Source organism: Sphingomonas sp. Root241 (assembly GCF_001428865.1).
In the GTDB taxonomy this organism is placed as follows: Bacteria; Pseudomonadota; Alphaproteobacteria; order Sphingomonadales; family Sphingomonadaceae; genus Sphingomonas.
On the sequence record NZ_LMIV01000001.1, the window covers coordinates 803,108 to 817,863 of the forward strand.

Below are 14,756 nucleotides of genomic sequence, written 5' to 3' on the forward strand. Positions count from 1 at the left end.
CCTATTTGCGCTGCCACACCCGGTCGCCGCCGACCCAGGTCTCGATCACCTTTGTCGCGCGCAGATCGCTTGGCGAAGCGAGCAGGGGATCGCGGTCGAGGATCAGGAAGTCGGCGCGCATGCCCAATGCGATCCGCCCGATCCTGTCCTCGGCCATGCCGGCATAGGCTGCGCCGATGGTGAAGCCGGCCCAGCCCTGCTCGCGCGTTACGGCCTCTTCCGGGCGCCAGCCGCCGAACGGTTGCCCGCTCGCGTCCTGCCGCGTGAAGCTCGCCGCCCAGCCGGCCCAGGGATCGGGGCTCTCGACCGGGAAATCCGAACCGAAAGCCAGCCGCGCGCCGTTCTGGAGCATCGAGCGCCACGCATAGGCGCCGCCGAGCCGGGCTGCGCCCAGCCGCGCCTCGGCCATGTGCATGTCGCTGGTCTGGTGGACGGGCTGCATCGACGCGATCGTGCCGAACTTGCCGAAGCGCGGGAGGTCCTTCGGGTCGACGATCTGGGCGTGCTCGATGCGCCAGCGGCGGTCCTTATAAGTCTCCGACAGGACCTCGATCGCGTCGAGCACCTGCTGGTTGGCACGGTCGCCGATCGCGTGGACGGCGATCTGGAAACCATCCATCGATCCGCGGATCATCATGTTGAGCAATTGGTCGTCGTTGAGGAACGGCAGCCCCTTATTGCCCGGCGCATCGGCATAATCGGCCTTGAGCCACGCGCCGCGCGAGCCGAGCGCGCCATCGGCATAGAGCTTGATCCCGCCCATCCGGAGGCGGTCGGCGTAGAGCCACGGCGTAGGACCTTGGCCCCCGACCGCGAGCGCAGTGTCGATGCCGCTCGCATAGCTGAGGATGCGCATCTTGAGCAGGCCGAGATCGCCCATCCGGCGATAGGTCATCCAGTCGGCCAGGCTCGTGCCCATGTCCGCCGCGGTGGTGACGCCCAGCGAGAAGAGCTTTTCCTGCGCGGCGAGGAAGGCGGCGTTCTGCTCGCGCGGCGTGGGGGCGGGAATGTTCCGCGTGATCAGCGCCATCGCCCCGTCGACGAACACGCCCGCGGGCTTGCCCTCCGCGCGCTCGATGCGGCCGCCATTGGGGTCCCTGGTCGCTGCGGTCACATTGCCTGCGGCGATCGCGCGGCTGTTCGCCCAGCCGGCATGGCCGTCGACACGCTCGAGCCAGACCGGGCGGTCGCTCACCGCGGCGTCGAGCTCGGCGGCGGTGGGGAAGCGGCCGAGCTTCCAGCGCTCCTGGTTCCATCCGCCGCCGAGAATCCACTTGTTCGGGTTCGATGCGGCATAAGTACGGATCTTGGCGAGCGCCTCCTCGAGCGAATTGGTCTCGGAGAGGTCGAGCCGGAGGAGCTGCGCGCCGAGGCCCATGACATGGCCGTGCGCATCGATCATGCCCGGCACCAGCGTCTTGCCGCCCATGTCGAGCTTCCAGTCGGCCTTCTTGGGGCGCCGCTCGCCGCTCTTCAGGATGAGGCTGATCTTACCTTCGCGGTTGATCATCAGTCCGGTGAAGCGGACCACCTGGCCCTTCTCGTCGAGCGTCATTCCGTTGACGTTGTCGACCAGCGCGTCGGCGCAGGCGGGCAGAGCGAGCGCCATCGCCGCCAGGGCCATGAACGGAGTCAGCAGGCGGGCGAGCAGGGGCATCTTGCGCATAGGCGATTGCGCATAGGGCCTGTTCCCCCGCCGCGCCAGATGGTCTAGGCCCGCCAGACTATGGCCACCAAAGCAGCTCCGGCGAACGCGCCGCTCCCCGTATCGATCACCGACGTCCGCGAAGCTGCCGCCCGGATTATGGGATCGATCGTGCGGACGCCGACCTTGGTGAGCAAGACATTGTCGGATCTCACCGGGGCGACCGTCTATCTCAAATTCGAGAACCTCCAGTTCACTGCGGCGTACAAGGAGCGCGGGGCGCTCAACACGTTGCTCCAGCTCGACGAGGCCGCGCGCTCCAAAGGCGTGATCGCAGCTTCGGCGGGCAACCACGCCCAGGGGCTCTCTTATCACGCGACCCGGCTCGGCATTCCGAGCACGATCGTAATGCCGCTCAACACCCCGACGGTAAAAGTCACCCAGACCGAGGGGCACGGCGCGAACGTCATTCTGTTCGGCGAGACTTTCGACGCGGCCTACGCCCATTCGCGCGAGCTGGAGGCGGAAAAGGGCTTCACCTTCATCCACCCGTTCGACGATCCGCGCGTGATTGCGGGCCAGGGCACGGCCGCGCTCGAGATGCTCGAGGATGTGCCGGAGATCGACACGCTGGTGATCCCGATCGGCGGCGGCGGGCTGATCTCCGGTTCGGCAGTCGTCGCCAAGTCCGAAGGCCGCGCGATCGAAGTCGTCGGCGTCGAGGCCGAGCTCTATCCGTCGATGTACAATCGCATCCACGGCACCGACATGCCGTGCGAGGGGGACACGCTCGCCGAGGGCATCGCGGTCAAGGAGCCCGGCGGGATCACTTCGAAGATGGTCGAGGCGCTCGTCGACGACATCGTCCTGGTCAGCGAACGGCGGCTGGAAGAGGCCGTCAGCCTGCTCCTCCAGATCGAGAAGACGGTGGTCGAGGGCGCGGGCGCCGCGGGCCTCGCGGCACTGCTCGCCGAGCCCGACCGGTTCCGCGGCAAGACCGTGGGCACGATCCTGTGCGGCGGCAATATCGACACGCGGCTGCTCGCCAACGTGCTGTTGCGCGATCTTGCCCGCTCGGGCCGCCTCGCACGGTTGCGTATTCGGCTGCAGGATCGCCCGGGCGCGCTGTTCAACGTCGCCCGCATCTTCCACGAGCAAGGCGTCAACATCATCGAGGTCTACCACCAGCGCGTGTTCACGACGCTGCCCGCCAAGGGCCTGATCACCGACATCGAATGCGAGACGCGCGATCGCAACCATCTCGATCGGCTGATGACGGCGTTGCGCCAGGCGCAATATGAAGTGAGCCAGGTCGAATTGGCCTAGCTCGGTCGCGACCGTTCTCGTGTTCGTCACCCCGGACCTGTTCCGGGGTCCGCCGGGCATCGAGCGATGGGGCAAGAAGCTCGAATTCTTCCGACGCTGCGTGGTGGACCCCGGCACAAGGCCGGGGTGACGAGGGTCGGCGGGGGCGCCGCTGATTGCTCCCGAAACCTGACCAACCGAATCGCTGGCGCGGCGAACCGAGTCGCGGCGGGATTCACACGCGATTCTCGCGGGAATATACCAGTCCTCGGAACGGAACCCGGGCGCGCATGCGTGCCGCCGAGGCTTCCCGCCATGGTTAACGGCCCCCGTACGCGTCCCGGCGCGGAACGATGCAAGCCCTTGGTTTCGCGCGCTTGCCCTTATGGCTAATCGTTAACTCTCTTTCTTGGTAAAGCGGCTTTTCATCATGCGTCCGGCGCTCCATAGTCGCGTTGAGAGGGCCAGGTGGGCCTGACTAAGGGCGACTCAGCGGTGACTGCACTTTCCCGTTTTCCGCGCTTCTTCGTGACCAGCCCGAGCCCGTGCCCCTATCTGCCGGGCCGGCAGGAGCGGAAGATCTTCACCGAGCTGACCGGCCAGCATGCCGGCGAACTCAACGACGCGCTGGGCCGAATCGGTTTTCGCCGCAGCCAGTCGGTCGCGTACCGGCCGAGTTGCGCGGGCTGCACCGCCTGCGTCTCGGTCCGCGTGGTCGCCGACGAGTTCAAGCCGAACGCGAGCCAGCGCAAGCTGCTCAAGCGTCATTCCGATCTCGAGGTCACCGCCTGCAAGCCATGGGCGACCGAGGAGCAGTTCGAACTGCTGCACCGCTATCTGAAAACGCGCCACCCCGGTGGCGGCATGGCGGCAATGGACGAGAACGATTATGCCGACATGGTCGAGCAGTCGCCGGTCAGCTCCTGGGTCATCGAATATCGCGAGCCCTCGGTCGATGGTGTCCGGGGTCGCCTGGTTGGCGCGTGCATCACCGATCAGCAGGCCGACGGCCTGTCGATGATCTACAGCTTTTTCGAAGCCGACAGCGAGACGCGCCAGGGCCTGGGCAACTTCATCATCATGGATCATATCCTGCGCGCGCGCTCGGCGAGCCTGCCCTATGTCTATCTCGGCTATTGGGTGAAGGGCTCCGAGCGGATGGCATACAAGACGCGCTATCGGCCGATCGAAGTGCTCGGCCCCAATGGCTGGTCACTGCTCAGCGACGAGGACATTGCGGTGGCGACGCCAGTCCTCGCGCGGATGCCCGAACTAGCCTGATCTATTCCTCGGAGACGACTCGCAGGTCGACGTCGAGTTCTTCGTCCCCACTCCCGATCCGCGTGCCCGCGATCGATGCGGCACCGAGTGCGTCGAGGCCCACCGCGACGCGAACATAGGAATCGTCCGGCGAAAGCCCGGTCACCGGATCGAACCCGACCCAGCCCAGACCCTCGACATGCGCCTCCACCCAGGCGTGCGGCGCCGAATGCGCCTCACCGTTGCGAAAATAGCCCGAGACATAGCGGGCCGGGACTTCGAGACTGCGTGCCGCCGCGAGGAACATCTGGGCCACGTCGCGTGAGGTCGCCTTGCCGCGCACGAACGCCTCCGCGGCGGTGAGGCCGGTATCGGGCGCATCGGGGACGCAGGGAAAGCGCGCATGGAGCGCCGCGTTGAGCCGGTGCATCCGGTCGAGCGTGTCGCGTGCGCCCGCAACGCTTTCCGCCGCGAAGGCCGGCAGCCCGTCGCCGAGCGTCGTCCGCTGCGTGGTGCGCAGATAGAGCATCGGCGGCAGCGGCTCGATCGATCCGTGGATCACGCCGTTGGTGTCGCTGGTCAGCACTTCGCCGGTGACGGTGATGTCGATCGCCTCGATCGGCCCCTCGGCATAGAGCATCGTCACGGCATTGCCGAAGCCGTCGATTGCGTCACGCATCCGGGCATCGCAATCGACGCCGATCATCCAGCTCACCACGGTCTGGTCCCGCGTATCGCACGGCGTGAGGCGCAGCATCTGCACGAGCCGGGCCTGGGGCTGGGAGAAGCGATAGCGCGTGCGGTGGTCGATCGCGATCCTCATATGAACCTGAACTGCCGCGCGACGGCGGCGTTGAGCATCGCGTTCTCGTGGATGAATGCCTCGAGATATTCGTGGAGCCCGCTGACGATCACTTCGGAGGTCCGCGTCTTCTGCATCCGCGCCATCCGCGCGCGCGCCATGCGATCGGCCTCGCCCTGCAGCCCGGTGCGCTTGGCGAGCTGGCTAAGCAATTGCACCGTCTCCTCGACGCACGCGGCGAGGCTGCGCGGCAATTCGAAGCGGCTGATCAGCAGGTCGATCACGTTCGCCGGCTGGAGCCCGTCGCTATAGAGCCAGCGATAGGCAGTGACTGCCGAGACGGTCTGGAGGATCGTCGTCCATTGGTCGCGATCGACCACGCCGCCCACATCTTCGCCTTCCGGCAGCAGCAGATGATATTTGACGTCGACCAGCCGCGCGGTGTTGTCGGCGCGCTCGACCGTGGCGCCCAGCTGGATCAGGAAGGTTGCTTCGTTGCGCATCATCCGGTGGATCGAACCTTCGAATCCCCGGGTCTCCCCTTTGACCTGCTCGACGAGATTGAGCGTCGCGGTGGCGCCGCCGGTCGATGCGCGGTTCTGGAACAGCCACCAGGCACGGTTGATCGCGGTCCACGCCTCACGCGTCAGCGCGGTGCGGACGGCGCGGGCATTGTTGCGCGCCATCTCGAGACAGCGGATGATCGAGCCGGGATGGCTGGCATCGAGCGTCAGGAAGCGCGCGACGTGGCTCTGGGTATAGCTCTGTCCCGTCGCGGCGAATGCTTCGTCGGTGTCGGTGACCGACAGCGCGCTCTGCCACGCCGCCTCGCCCGCAGGGCGCGCCGAGAGCGCGTCGAGCCGCACGGTCGCCTCGACCAGCCGCGCGATGAAGTCGGCGCGCTCGACATAGCGGCCCAGCCAGTAGAGCGCCGCCGCGGTGCGCGAGAGCATCAACACGCGCCTAGCTCCGCGTCTGCGATTGGGATTGCGACGGTGTGCCCTCCATCAACACGAAGCTGTCCTTGGTCCCGCCGCCCTGGCTCGAATTGACCACCAGCGAGCCTTCGCGGAGCGCCACCCGGGTGAGGCCCCCGGGCACCACATGCACTCCGTCGCTGCCGGTCAGCACGAACGGGCGGAAGTCCACGTGGCGCGGGGCGAGTCCGGCGTCGCTCATCGTCGGCACCGTCGACAGTGCGAGCGTCGGCTGGGCGATGTAGCGGTGTGGCTCGGCGATCAGCGCCGCGCGGAAATCGGCGATCTGCGCCTTGGTCGCGGTCGGGCCGACGAGCATGCCGTAGCCGCCCGATCCATCGACCAGTTTGACCACCAGCGCGTCGAGATTGTCGAGCACGTATTTCAGCGCCTGCGGCTCGCGGCAGCGGAAGGTCTCGACATTGGGCAGCTTGGCCTCGCCGCCCGAGTAGAACTTCACGATCTCGGGCATGTAACTGTAGATCGCCTTGTCGTCGGCGATGCCGTTGCCGGGGGCGTTGATAAGCGCGACATTGCCCGCGCGATAGGCGGCGATCAGCCCGGGAACGCCGAGTAGCGAATCCGGACGGAAAGTGAGCGGATCGAGATAATCGTCGTCGATCCGGCGATAGATGACGTCGACCTTCACCCGGCCCGCGATCGTCTGTACCCAGACCACGTCGTCGTCGACCACCAAATCGGCTGCCTCGACCAGCTCGATTCCCATCGAATCGGCGAGGAAGCTGTGCTCGTAATAGGCCGAATTGAAATGGCCGGGGGTGAGCACGACGCACACGGGCTTGGGATTGTTGCCCGGCGCCACCGAGCGCATCGTCTCAAGCAGCATATCGGGATAGGAGTCGACCGGCGCGACGCGGAAATCGCGGAACAGTTCGGGGCAGAGCCGCAGCATGGCCTCGCGATTCTCGAGCATGTACGAAACGCCCGAAGGGGTGCGAGCATTGTCTTCGAGCACATAGAATTCGTCGGGCCCGACGCGGACCAGATCGATTCCGCAGATATGCGCCCACACCCCGTGCGGCGGTCGGATGCCAGCGACTTCGGGGCGGAACTGCTCGTTGCGGTAGATCAGTTCGGGGGGGATGAGCCCTTCCTTGAGAATCCGGCGCTCGCCGTAAATGTCCTCGAGGAACGCGTTGATCGCCTCGACGCGCTGGACCAGCCCTTCGCACAGCCGCGACCATTCCTGGTGGAGGAACACGCGCGGGACGATGTCGAACGGGATGATCCGCTCGGCGGCATCGCTGTCGCCATAGACCGCGAAGGTGATGCCCAATTGGCGGAACGCGGCCTCGGCGGATTGCTGGCGGCGCTGGAGTTCGGAAGCCGGGGTGTCAGCCACCCATTCCGACAGCGCGGCGAATTCGGGCCGCGGTGCCTCAGGCCCGCCATGCCCCCAAATCTCGTCGAACGCACCTGCTGCCATCAACGCTCCCAAGTGCAGCAGATCGCTGCAAGTTCCATGCTGCAACGCTTTGCTGCGTTGCACAAGGGGGGCTATCTTGCGGCGGCCCGATCGGCGAGCAGCGATTGGCTGAGGACTTGGGGGAGTATCTCTGGCTCCCCACTGCCCGGCTTGTACCACAGATAGAGCGGGACACCCGCGCGGTTGTGTGCCTCGATAAAGCGGCCGAGCGCCGGATCGCCATTGGTCCAGTCGCCGACCAGCACCGCGACATTGCCCTTGGCGAAGGCATCGGCGACCGCACTGGTCTCGATCACGGCCTTTTCGTTGACCTTGCAGGTGAGGCACCAGTCGGCAGTGAAATAGGCGAAGACCGGGCGGCCTGCCGCGCGCAGTTCCGCCAGTCGCGCTTCGCTGAACGGCTCGGCACCGGCGACTGCGGGAGGCTCGGCACCGGCGGGCGCCGGGCGGACGACCGCGACCGCGGCGAGCGCGAGCAGGAACAGCGGCAATGCGGGAAGCCAGGCGCGGCTGAGCCCGCGTGCCTGCCGCCGGCCCGCCCACCACAAGCCGAGCGACGCCAGCAATGCGGCGCCCAGTCCGATCGTCATCCCGTCGGCGCCCGCCTGACGCCCCAGCACCCAGGCGAGCGCCAGCGCAGTGAGGAACATCGGCACCGAGAGGATGCGGCGCATCGTCTCCATCCATGCGCCTGGCTTGGGCAGGCGGCGGCGCAGTGCCGGGACGAAGCCGAGCAGGAGGAAGGGTAAGGCAATGCCTAGCCCCAGTCCGCCGAACACCGCTAGCGCCGCCGGCCAGGGCAGGATCAACGCGCTGCCCAGAGCCGCGCCCATGAACGGCCCGGTGCACGGCGTCGCGACGAAGGCGGCGAGCGCCCCGGTCATGAACGACCCGCCAGTCCCGCGTGCGGACGCGCGATTGACGAAAGCGGGCGCGGGGACTTCGAACAGTCCGGCAAGGTTGAGCGCGATCGCCGTGACCAACAGCAGCAGCACGACGATCACGCGTGGGTCCTGCAGCTGGAACGCCCAGCCGACCGCCACGCCGCCCGCCCGCACCGCGAGCAACGCGCCGCCCAATGCGAGGCAGGTCAGCACCACGCCGGCAGCATAGGCCAGCGCCTCACCGCGTGGATTGCCGGCGTCGTCACCTGCCTTGGCGAGGCTCAGCGCCTTGAGGCCAAGGATCGGGAAGACGCAGGGCATGACGTTGAGGATCAGCCCGCCGAGCACTGCGCCGAGAAAGGCAGTCAGCGCGATCCACAGCCAGTTGCCCGTCGTCGCCGCTGCCGGCGCAACGGTGCCGGGCGTGGCCTCGAGCACGAAGCCCTGACTGCCGAAAGCGAGCACGCCGCGGATCGCGCCGGTCGGTCGTTTGGCGGGCGCTTCGATCACTACCCGGTCGCCGTCGCGTACGATCCGCTGGGGCGCGGCATATTCGATCGCGCCGTCGGTCAGCGGGAAGAAATAGCCTTCGCCCGCCACCGAAGCCGCGGCGGGAAAGGGGACGCCCAGCCGGAAGGTCCTGCCATCGACCTGATATGTCGCCTGCGCTCCGAGCGGCCTGGGCAAAGCCGCGCGCCAGCCGTCGAAGCGGGCGCGGCGGTCCGCCGGCACCGTGCCGTCGCCGATCGTCAGCTTCGTCTCGAGCTCGGCCTTTTCGGGAACGCAGATCTGGTCGGTGCAGACGAGATAATCGAGCTTCACATGGACGGGAAACGGATCGCCGGCCCTGTCGTCCGCGGGCACCTTGAGCGTCACCAAGGGTGCGAACGGGCCCTCATAGACATAGTTCATCAGCCCGCCGATGATCAGCCGCTGCGGCACCGGGAAGCGCAGCGGCCCCGCGCTCGCGCCCTTCGGCAGCGTCCATTCGGCGCGGGCGGGGAGCCCGGCATCGCCGGGATTTTCCCAATAAGCGTGCCAGCCGGGCTCGGGCGTCGAGGCGAAGGCGAGCGTGACGTCGCTGCCGGGTGCGGGATCCCCGGTTTCCGCGATCAGCTCGATGCGGACATGCGGTCCCTTGCCCGGTGCTTGCGCCGACGCGGGACCCATCGCGAGCCAGAGCGCGAGCGACATCAAGAAGAAACGTAGCCAGGCCATGTCGCCTCCTTGCCCAGGATCGGCCGATGGACAATAGCTGGGTACGGATTTCCTCACGCTTCGGAGCCTCGTTCTCGATGAAGTTTGCTCTTCCCGCCGCGCTGGCGCTGCTCGCCGCCACGCCTGCCGCTGCGCAGCAGGCTCCCGCACCCGCCGCCGCCGCGCCCGCTACGCCCCCCAAACTCGTCGTGGTGATCTCGGTCGACCAGTTCTCGGCGGACCTGTTCGCCGAATATCGCAGCCAGTTCCGCGAAGGCTTCGCGCGGCTGATGTCGGGGGCGGTGTTCCCCTCGGGCTATCAGAGCCATGCCGCCACCGAGACCTGCCCCGGCCACTCGACGATCCTCACCGGCGCACGGCCCGCCCGCACCGGGATCATCGCCAATGACTGGACCGATTTCTCGGCCCCACGCGAGGACAAGACGGTCTATTGCGCCGAGGACGAGAGCGTTCCCGGCAGCAGCTCGAGCAAATACACCGTCTCCGACAAGCATCTGAAGGTGCCGACGCTCGGCGAATGGATGAAGGCCGCCGATCCCGAGAGCCGGGTCGTCTCCGTGGCAGGCAAGGACCGCGCCGCGGTGATGATGGGCGGGCACAAGGTCGACGAGCTCTGGTGGTGGGACGGCAAGGGCTTCGTCTCTTATGCCGGCCGCGCCGAGCCGGCGATGGTCACGCGGGTCAACGCCGGCATCGCCGAGCGCATCGCCGAGGCGCAGGAGCCGATGGAGCTGACGCCGTTCTGCCAGGCACGCAGCCGCGCTGTGCCCGTGACTCCCACCCTTTCGGTTGGTGACGGGCGGTTCGCGCGCGCCGCCGGCGACGTTCGCGCCTTCCGTGCCTCGCCCGAATTCGACGAGGCGATCCTCGCATTGGGCGCCGGGCTCGCCACCGACATGAAGCTGGGGCAGGGGCCGCATACCGACCTGCTGATCGTCGGCGCCTCGGCCACCGACTATGTCGGCCACAGCCTCGGCACCGAAGGCAGCGAGATGTGCCTTCAGATGGCGGCACTCGATCAGGCGCTGGGCAAATTGTTCGCGGTGCTCGACAGGACCGGTGTCGATTATGCCGTCGCGCTGACCGCCGATCATGGCGGGCACGACCTCCCCGAACGCAACCGCGACCATGCCGCCCCGATGGCGGCGCGCGTCGATCCGGCATTGTCGGCGAGCGCACTCGGCAAGGAGATCGCCGCCAAGCTCGGCATCGCGGGGCCGACCTTGGTCGGCAGCACGGCGGGCGACGTCTATTACGATCCGAAGCTGACCAAGGCGCAGCGCGCCGCGGTCGAGGCGGAGGCGATCCGCCGCTATTCGGCGCATCCGCAGGTCCAGGCGGTGTTCACCCGCGCCCAGATCGCCGCGACCGGTGCGCCCAAGGGACCGCCCGAAACCTGGACCCTGCTCGAGCGCGCGCGCCAGTCTTATGATCCGGCGCGTTCGGGCGATCTGGTCGTCGCGCTCAAGCCGCGCGTGACGCCGATCGCCAGCCCCGGCCCCGGCTATGTCGCGACGCATGGCAGCTTCTGGGACTATGACCGGCGCGTGCCGATCCTGTTCTGGCGCAAGGGCATGAACGGATTCGAACAGCCGCTGTCGGTGGAGACGGTGGACATCGCACCGACGCTGGCCGCGCTGATCCATGTGCCGGTGCCGGTGCAGATCGACGGACGCTGCCTCGATCTCGATTCGGGACCGGGGACAACGTGCAAGTAGGATTTCGGCGGCGAAGTTTCACGGTTTGCACGGTGAATCGGCAATAGTGTTGCGAGTGCGCGTAATAATCGTTCGTTTGCAGGCGTGGGATTTTGACGGTTTCAAAGAGCAGCAACGCGAGGCTGGCACGGCAAATCCTACATTGCCAGTGCCGTGCTCCTGCGAAAGCAGGAGCCCGGAAGGTCAGAGGCGCGGGATTTAGCGCCGCTCGAAGGCGCGCATTCCGGTGAGGCGGTTGTTGCTCAGCTCGATCGTGTCGCCGCTGAGATCCGCGACGAACGCCGGGTTGGGCGGCGCGCCGGGGGCCATGCTGGCGACATTGTCCTCGATCCGCAGCCCGCGTGCGGGATAGGTCTTCCCTTCGGCCGCGACGACGATCAGCCCCGAATGATTGTCCTTGCTCTTGCCCTGGACGAAGGTGTTGCGCGCGATCAGCCCGGTGCCGCCTTCGGACAGGTCGATCATGTAGTTGGTCTTCCTGCCGGCGCTGTCGTCGAAGCTCGAATCGGTGATGTTGACGCGGCGCGCGCGCAATTTGACGTAATGACCGCCGGTGCCGCGCTCGAAGCGCGAGCGCGTGACCGAGACGTCGCCGTCGACCGCGAGATAGATCGCATGGCTGCAATTCTCGGTCTCGCACTGGCCGAGCCCGGCGAACGTGGTGCGATCGATGCTGATCCGGCGCACCGTCTCGTGCCCGCCGCCGAGGATGCCTTCCTGGCTGTCGAGGAACATCGAATTGGTGATCGTCAGGTCGCCCATCTCGTGACGGATGCCGGCGCCGTTGCCGTCGGACACCGCATAGCCGCGGAAGACGATGCCATCGATCGTCGAGCCGCGGCCGCGCAGCACGAAGCCGGCCTTTTCCTCGCACACTTCCTTTTCGAAGATCACGGTGCCGGCCTGCCGCGCCTTGAAAGTGATCTTGCCGCCGGTCTGCACGGTGCATTGGCGATAGGTGCCGGGCGCTATCAGGATCGTCGCATCATCGTCGCGGATCGCCGTGACCGCCTCGTCGATGGTGGCGTAACCCTGTCCCGTCTCGGCGACGACGAAGGGGGCGGTGCGTTCCTGCGCCGCGGCCGGCGTGGCGAGGGCGAGGAGGAGGATCGTTGCGCGCATGACCCGATCCTACGCGCTCGGATGGAAAGAGGGGGTTAACCGGCGCCCTCTCCCCGCTCTCTTCTTCGTCACTCCCGCGAAAGCGGGGCCCATCTCCGACATTATCCACAAACGCACCGGCGCATTCTGTTGCTCGTTCCGGAGATGGGTCCCCGCTTTCGCGGGGATGACGGTGTGCTTGGCTCAGGGGACGATCGTCGTGAACAGATAGACGCCGAGGATGACCAAGTGCACCGCGCCCTGGAGGATCGTCGTGCGGCCGGTCGCCAGCGACAGCGTCGACACGATCAGCGTCAGGAACAGCAGCACGATGCTCTTGGGTCCCAGTCCCAGCGAGATCGGCATGTCGGCGAACAGCGACAAGGCCGCGACTCCCGGGATGGTCAGGCCGATCGTGGCGAGCGCGGAGCCGAGCCCCAGATTGAGGCTGGTCTGGAGCCGGTTGGCGAGCGCCGCGCGAACCGCCGCGATGCTTTCGGGCAGCAATACGAGAGCGGCGATGATGACGCCGACCACCGCCTGCGGCGCGCCCGCCGAGAGCACCCATTTCTCGATCGGATAGGCCAAGGTCTTGGCGAGCAGCACCACGCCGCCGAGGCACGCGACGAGCAACGCGGCGGAGATCAGCGCATGTCGGTTGGACGGCGGATCGGCGTGCGTGTCCGCATCGAGCGTTGCGGCGCGTGGCGGCAGAAAATAGTCCCGGTGGCGCACCGTCTGGACCATCACGAAGGTCGCGTAGAGCAGGAACGAGACCACTGCGACGAAGCCGAGTTGCGCGGGCGCATAAGCGGGACCGGGGCTGGTGACGGTGAAGTTGGGCAGGACGAGCGTGAGCACGGTCAGCGCGCAGAGCGCTGCGAGCGAGGCGCTGACGCCGGTCTGCTGAAAGGTCTGCTCGCGATGCCGGATCGCGCCGACGAGGATGCAGATGCCGAGCAGCCCGTTGAGGATGATCATCACCGCGGCGAAGACGGTGTCGCGCGCCAGCGTCGCGGCGCCTTCGCCGGCCGCGCTCATCAGCGTGACGATCAGGCCCAGCTCGATGATCGTCACTGCCACGGCGAGCAGAAGCGTGCCGAAAGGCTCGCCCACCCGGTGCGCGACGGTCTCGGCGTGATGCACCGCCGCGAGGACGGTGGCGATCAGCGCGACGCCCAGCACCAGCGACGGAATCGCGATGCCCGTGCTCGTCGCCAGCAGGAACCACGCCGCGGCCGGCGCCGCCCATGTCCAGTGCTGGAGGATTCGCATCATCGCCATGCCCCTTGCGTGCCGGTTGAGATCGTCAGCCCTTGAGCATCCGGATGATCCCCGAGAAATCGAGTGTCGCGCCTTCGCCGTTGGCGAAACGCTCGTAGAGTTCTTCGGCGCGCGCAGCCATCGGAGTTTGCGCGCCGACGCCGGCGGCGGCCTCGAGCGCGAGCTTGAGGTCCTTGAGCATCAAAGCCGCGGCGAACCCGCCCTGATAGTCGCGGTCGGCAGGGGTTTCGGGGCCGACCCCGGGTACCGGGCAGTAGCTGGTGATCGACCAGCTCTGGCCGGAGCTGACCGACGCGATGTCGTAGAGCTTCTGCAAGTCGAGCCCGAGCTTTTCGGCGAGGGCGAAGCTCTCGCAGGTGGCGACCATCGTCGCGCCGAGCATCATGTTGTTGCAGATCTTGGCGGCCTGGCCGGCGCCGCCGGCGCCTGCGTGGATCACCGCCTTGCCCATGTCCGAGAGGAAGGGTTCGGCGCGCGTGAACGCCGCCTCGCTGCCGCCGACCATGAAGGTGAGCGTGCCGGCATTGGCGGCCGCGATTCCGCCCGAGACAGGGGCGTCGACTGCGGCGAGGCCGTGGGCGCCGGCGGCTTCGGCGACGCGGCGCGCAGTGGCGACGTCGATCGTCGAGCAATCGATCAGGATCGCATGCGGCTCGGCATGGGGCAGGATGTTGTCGGTATAGACGGCTTCGACATGGCGCCCGGCGGGGAGCATGGTGATCACTGCCTCGGCGCCTTCTATCGCCGCATTGGCGTCCGCGGCGGGCAGGCATCCGGCCTTCTTCGCCTTGTCGAGCGCCTCGGCGGAAAGATCATAGGCGCGGACGTCGTGCCCGTGCTTCGCGAGGTTGGCGGCCATCCCGCCCCCCATATTGCCCAGCCCGATGAATGCGATGCGTGCCATCACTTTTTCTCCGCGGATTTCAGCAGAACGACGCTCACACCCCAGAAGATCGCTGTGAGTAGCGTTCCCATCACATGGAAAAGCCACCAGAAGCGCGGGAACGGATCGCCGTTGAAGTACCAACTGGTCGGGATCAGCACCGCGAGAAGCCACCAGAGTGCCAGGAAGCCACGAATTGCATATGCCTGAAACCGATAATAGCCGGCCATTT

The 14,756-nt window shown here is 67.1% G+C and carries 12 protein-coding genes; 3 read left to right on the top strand and 9 right to left on the bottom strand.

The annotated features are described in order from the left end of the window. Window position 1 precedes the first annotated feature (1 nt). Entirely contained in the window at window positions 2-1,666 is a 1,665-nt protein-coding gene (locus tag ASE13_RS03775) for an amidohydrolase (RefSeq protein ID WP_414885300.1), read from the bottom strand. A gap of 60 nt (window positions 1,667-1,726) precedes the next feature. Between ASE13_RS03775 and ASE13_RS03780 the strand changes: the two genes are divergently transcribed. Both ASE13_RS03780 and ASE13_RS03785 read left to right on the top strand, forming a co-directional pair. Further along, window positions 1,727-2,971 (top strand): threonine ammonia-lyase, encoded by a 1,245-nt coding sequence (locus tag ASE13_RS03780; protein WP_056611639.1) that lies wholly within the window; start codon window positions 1,727-1,729, stop codon window positions 2,969-2,971. 474 nt (window positions 2,972-3,445) lie between these two features. Further along, window positions 3,446-4,231, top strand: a complete 786-nt coding sequence (locus ASE13_RS03785; RefSeq protein WP_056614658.1) for an arginyltransferase — start codon at window positions 3,446-3,448, stop codon at window positions 4,229-4,231. 1 nt (window position 4,232) lies between these two features. Here ASE13_RS03785 and ASE13_RS03790 read toward each other — a convergent pair whose 3' ends face one another. The 4 genes from ASE13_RS03790 to ASE13_RS03805 all read right to left on the bottom strand — a co-directional run bounded on the left by ASE13_RS03790 (window position 4,233) and on the right by ASE13_RS03805 (window position 9,538). After that, window positions 4,233-5,033, bottom strand: coding sequence for a transglutaminase family protein (locus tag ASE13_RS03790; RefSeq protein ID WP_056611642.1), 801 nt, complete (start codon window positions 5,031-5,033; stop codon window positions 4,233-4,235). Further along, entirely contained in the window at window positions 5,030-5,965 is a 936-nt protein-coding gene (locus ASE13_RS03795; RefSeq protein WP_029936488.1) for an alpha-E domain-containing protein, read from the bottom strand. Before ASE13_RS03795 ends, ASE13_RS03790 begins: the two co-directional genes overlap by 4 nt. Before the next feature lie 10 nt (window positions 5,966-5,975). Further along, window positions 5,976-7,436 (bottom strand): circularly permuted type 2 ATP-grasp protein, encoded by a 1,461-nt coding sequence (locus ASE13_RS03800; protein WP_200955567.1) that lies wholly within the window; start codon window positions 7,434-7,436, stop codon window positions 5,976-5,978. Between the two features lie 71 nt (window positions 7,437-7,507). Further along, window positions 7,508-9,538, bottom strand: a complete 2,031-nt coding sequence (locus ASE13_RS03805; RefSeq protein ID WP_056611648.1) for a protein-disulfide reductase DsbD family protein — start codon at window positions 9,536-9,538, stop codon at window positions 7,508-7,510. 77 nt (window positions 9,539-9,615) lie between these two features. Between ASE13_RS03805 and ASE13_RS03810 the strand changes: the two genes are divergently transcribed. Then, window positions 9,616-11,256, top strand: coding sequence for an alkaline phosphatase family protein (locus ASE13_RS03810; protein ID WP_056611651.1), 1,641 nt, complete (start codon window positions 9,616-9,618; stop codon window positions 11,254-11,256). A gap of 198 nt (window positions 11,257-11,454) precedes the next feature. Here ASE13_RS03810 and ASE13_RS03815 read toward each other — a convergent pair whose 3' ends face one another. The 4 genes from ASE13_RS03815 to ASE13_RS03830 form a co-directional block, all read right to left on the bottom strand. Next, on the bottom strand, window positions 11,455-12,378 hold the full coding sequence (locus ASE13_RS03815) for a hypothetical protein (RefSeq protein WP_056611654.1): 924 nt from the start codon (window positions 12,376-12,378) through the stop codon (window positions 11,455-11,457). Window positions 12,379-12,561: 183 nt separating this feature from the next. Next, on the bottom strand, window positions 12,562-13,635 hold the full coding sequence (locus ASE13_RS03820) for a calcium:proton antiporter (RefSeq protein WP_235536830.1): 1,074 nt from the start codon (window positions 13,633-13,635) through the stop codon (window positions 12,562-12,564). A gap of 31 nt (window positions 13,636-13,666) precedes the next feature. Beyond that, window positions 13,667-14,545 carry a 3-hydroxyisobutyrate dehydrogenase gene (gene mmsB, locus ASE13_RS03825; RefSeq protein ID WP_056611660.1) on the bottom strand — a complete coding sequence of 293 codons (879 nt, stop codon included), beginning with the start codon at window positions 14,543-14,545 and terminating at the stop codon, window positions 13,667-13,669. Continuing rightward, window positions 14,545-14,754 (bottom strand): hypothetical protein, encoded by a 210-nt coding sequence (locus ASE13_RS03830; protein WP_056611663.1) that lies wholly within the window; start codon window positions 14,752-14,754, stop codon window positions 14,545-14,547. The genes mmsB and ASE13_RS03830 overlap by 1 nt, the downstream gene beginning before the upstream one ends. Between the last annotated feature and the right edge of the window lie 2 nt (window positions 14,755-14,756).

Coding starts and splice junctions, on each gene's coding strand:
- ASE13_RS03810 (WP_056611651.1), top strand. CDS start 9,616: ATGAAGTTTGCTCTTCCCGCCGCGCTGGCGCTGCTCGCCGCCACGCCT.
- ASE13_RS03790 (WP_056611642.1), bottom strand. CDS start 5,033: ATGAGGATCGCGATCGACCACCGCACGCGCTATCGCTTCTCCCAGCCC.
- ASE13_RS03830 (WP_056611663.1), bottom strand. CDS start 14,754: ATGGCCGGCTATTATCGGTTTCAGGCATATGCAATTCGTGGCTTCCTG.
- ASE13_RS03800 (WP_200955567.1), bottom strand. CDS start 7,436: ATGGCAGCAGGTGCGTTCGACGAGATTTGGGGGCATGGCGGGCCTGAG.
- ASE13_RS03795 (WP_029936488.1), bottom strand. CDS start 5,965: ATGCTCTCGCGCACCGCGGCGGCGCTCTACTGGCTGGGCCGCTATGTC.
- ASE13_RS03805 (WP_056611648.1), bottom strand. CDS start 9,538: ATGGCCTGGCTACGTTTCTTCTTGATGTCGCTCGCGCTCTGGCTCGCG.
- ASE13_RS03815 (WP_056611654.1), bottom strand. CDS start 12,378: ATGCGCGCAACGATCCTCCTCCTCGCCCTCGCCACGCCGGCCGCGGCG.
- ASE13_RS03775 (WP_414885300.1), bottom strand. CDS start 1,666: ATGCGCAAGATGCCCCTGCTCGCCCGCCTGCTGACTCCGTTCATGGCC.
- ASE13_RS03820 (WP_235536830.1), bottom strand. CDS start 13,635: ATGATGCGAATCCTCCAGCACTGGACATGGGCGGCGCCGGCCGCGGCG.
- mmsB (WP_056611660.1), bottom strand. CDS start 14,545: ATGGCACGCATCGCATTCATCGGGCTGGGCAATATGGGGGGCGGGATG.
- ASE13_RS03780 (WP_056611639.1), top strand. CDS start 1,727: ATGGCCACCAAAGCAGCTCCGGCGAACGCGCCGCTCCCCGTATCGATC.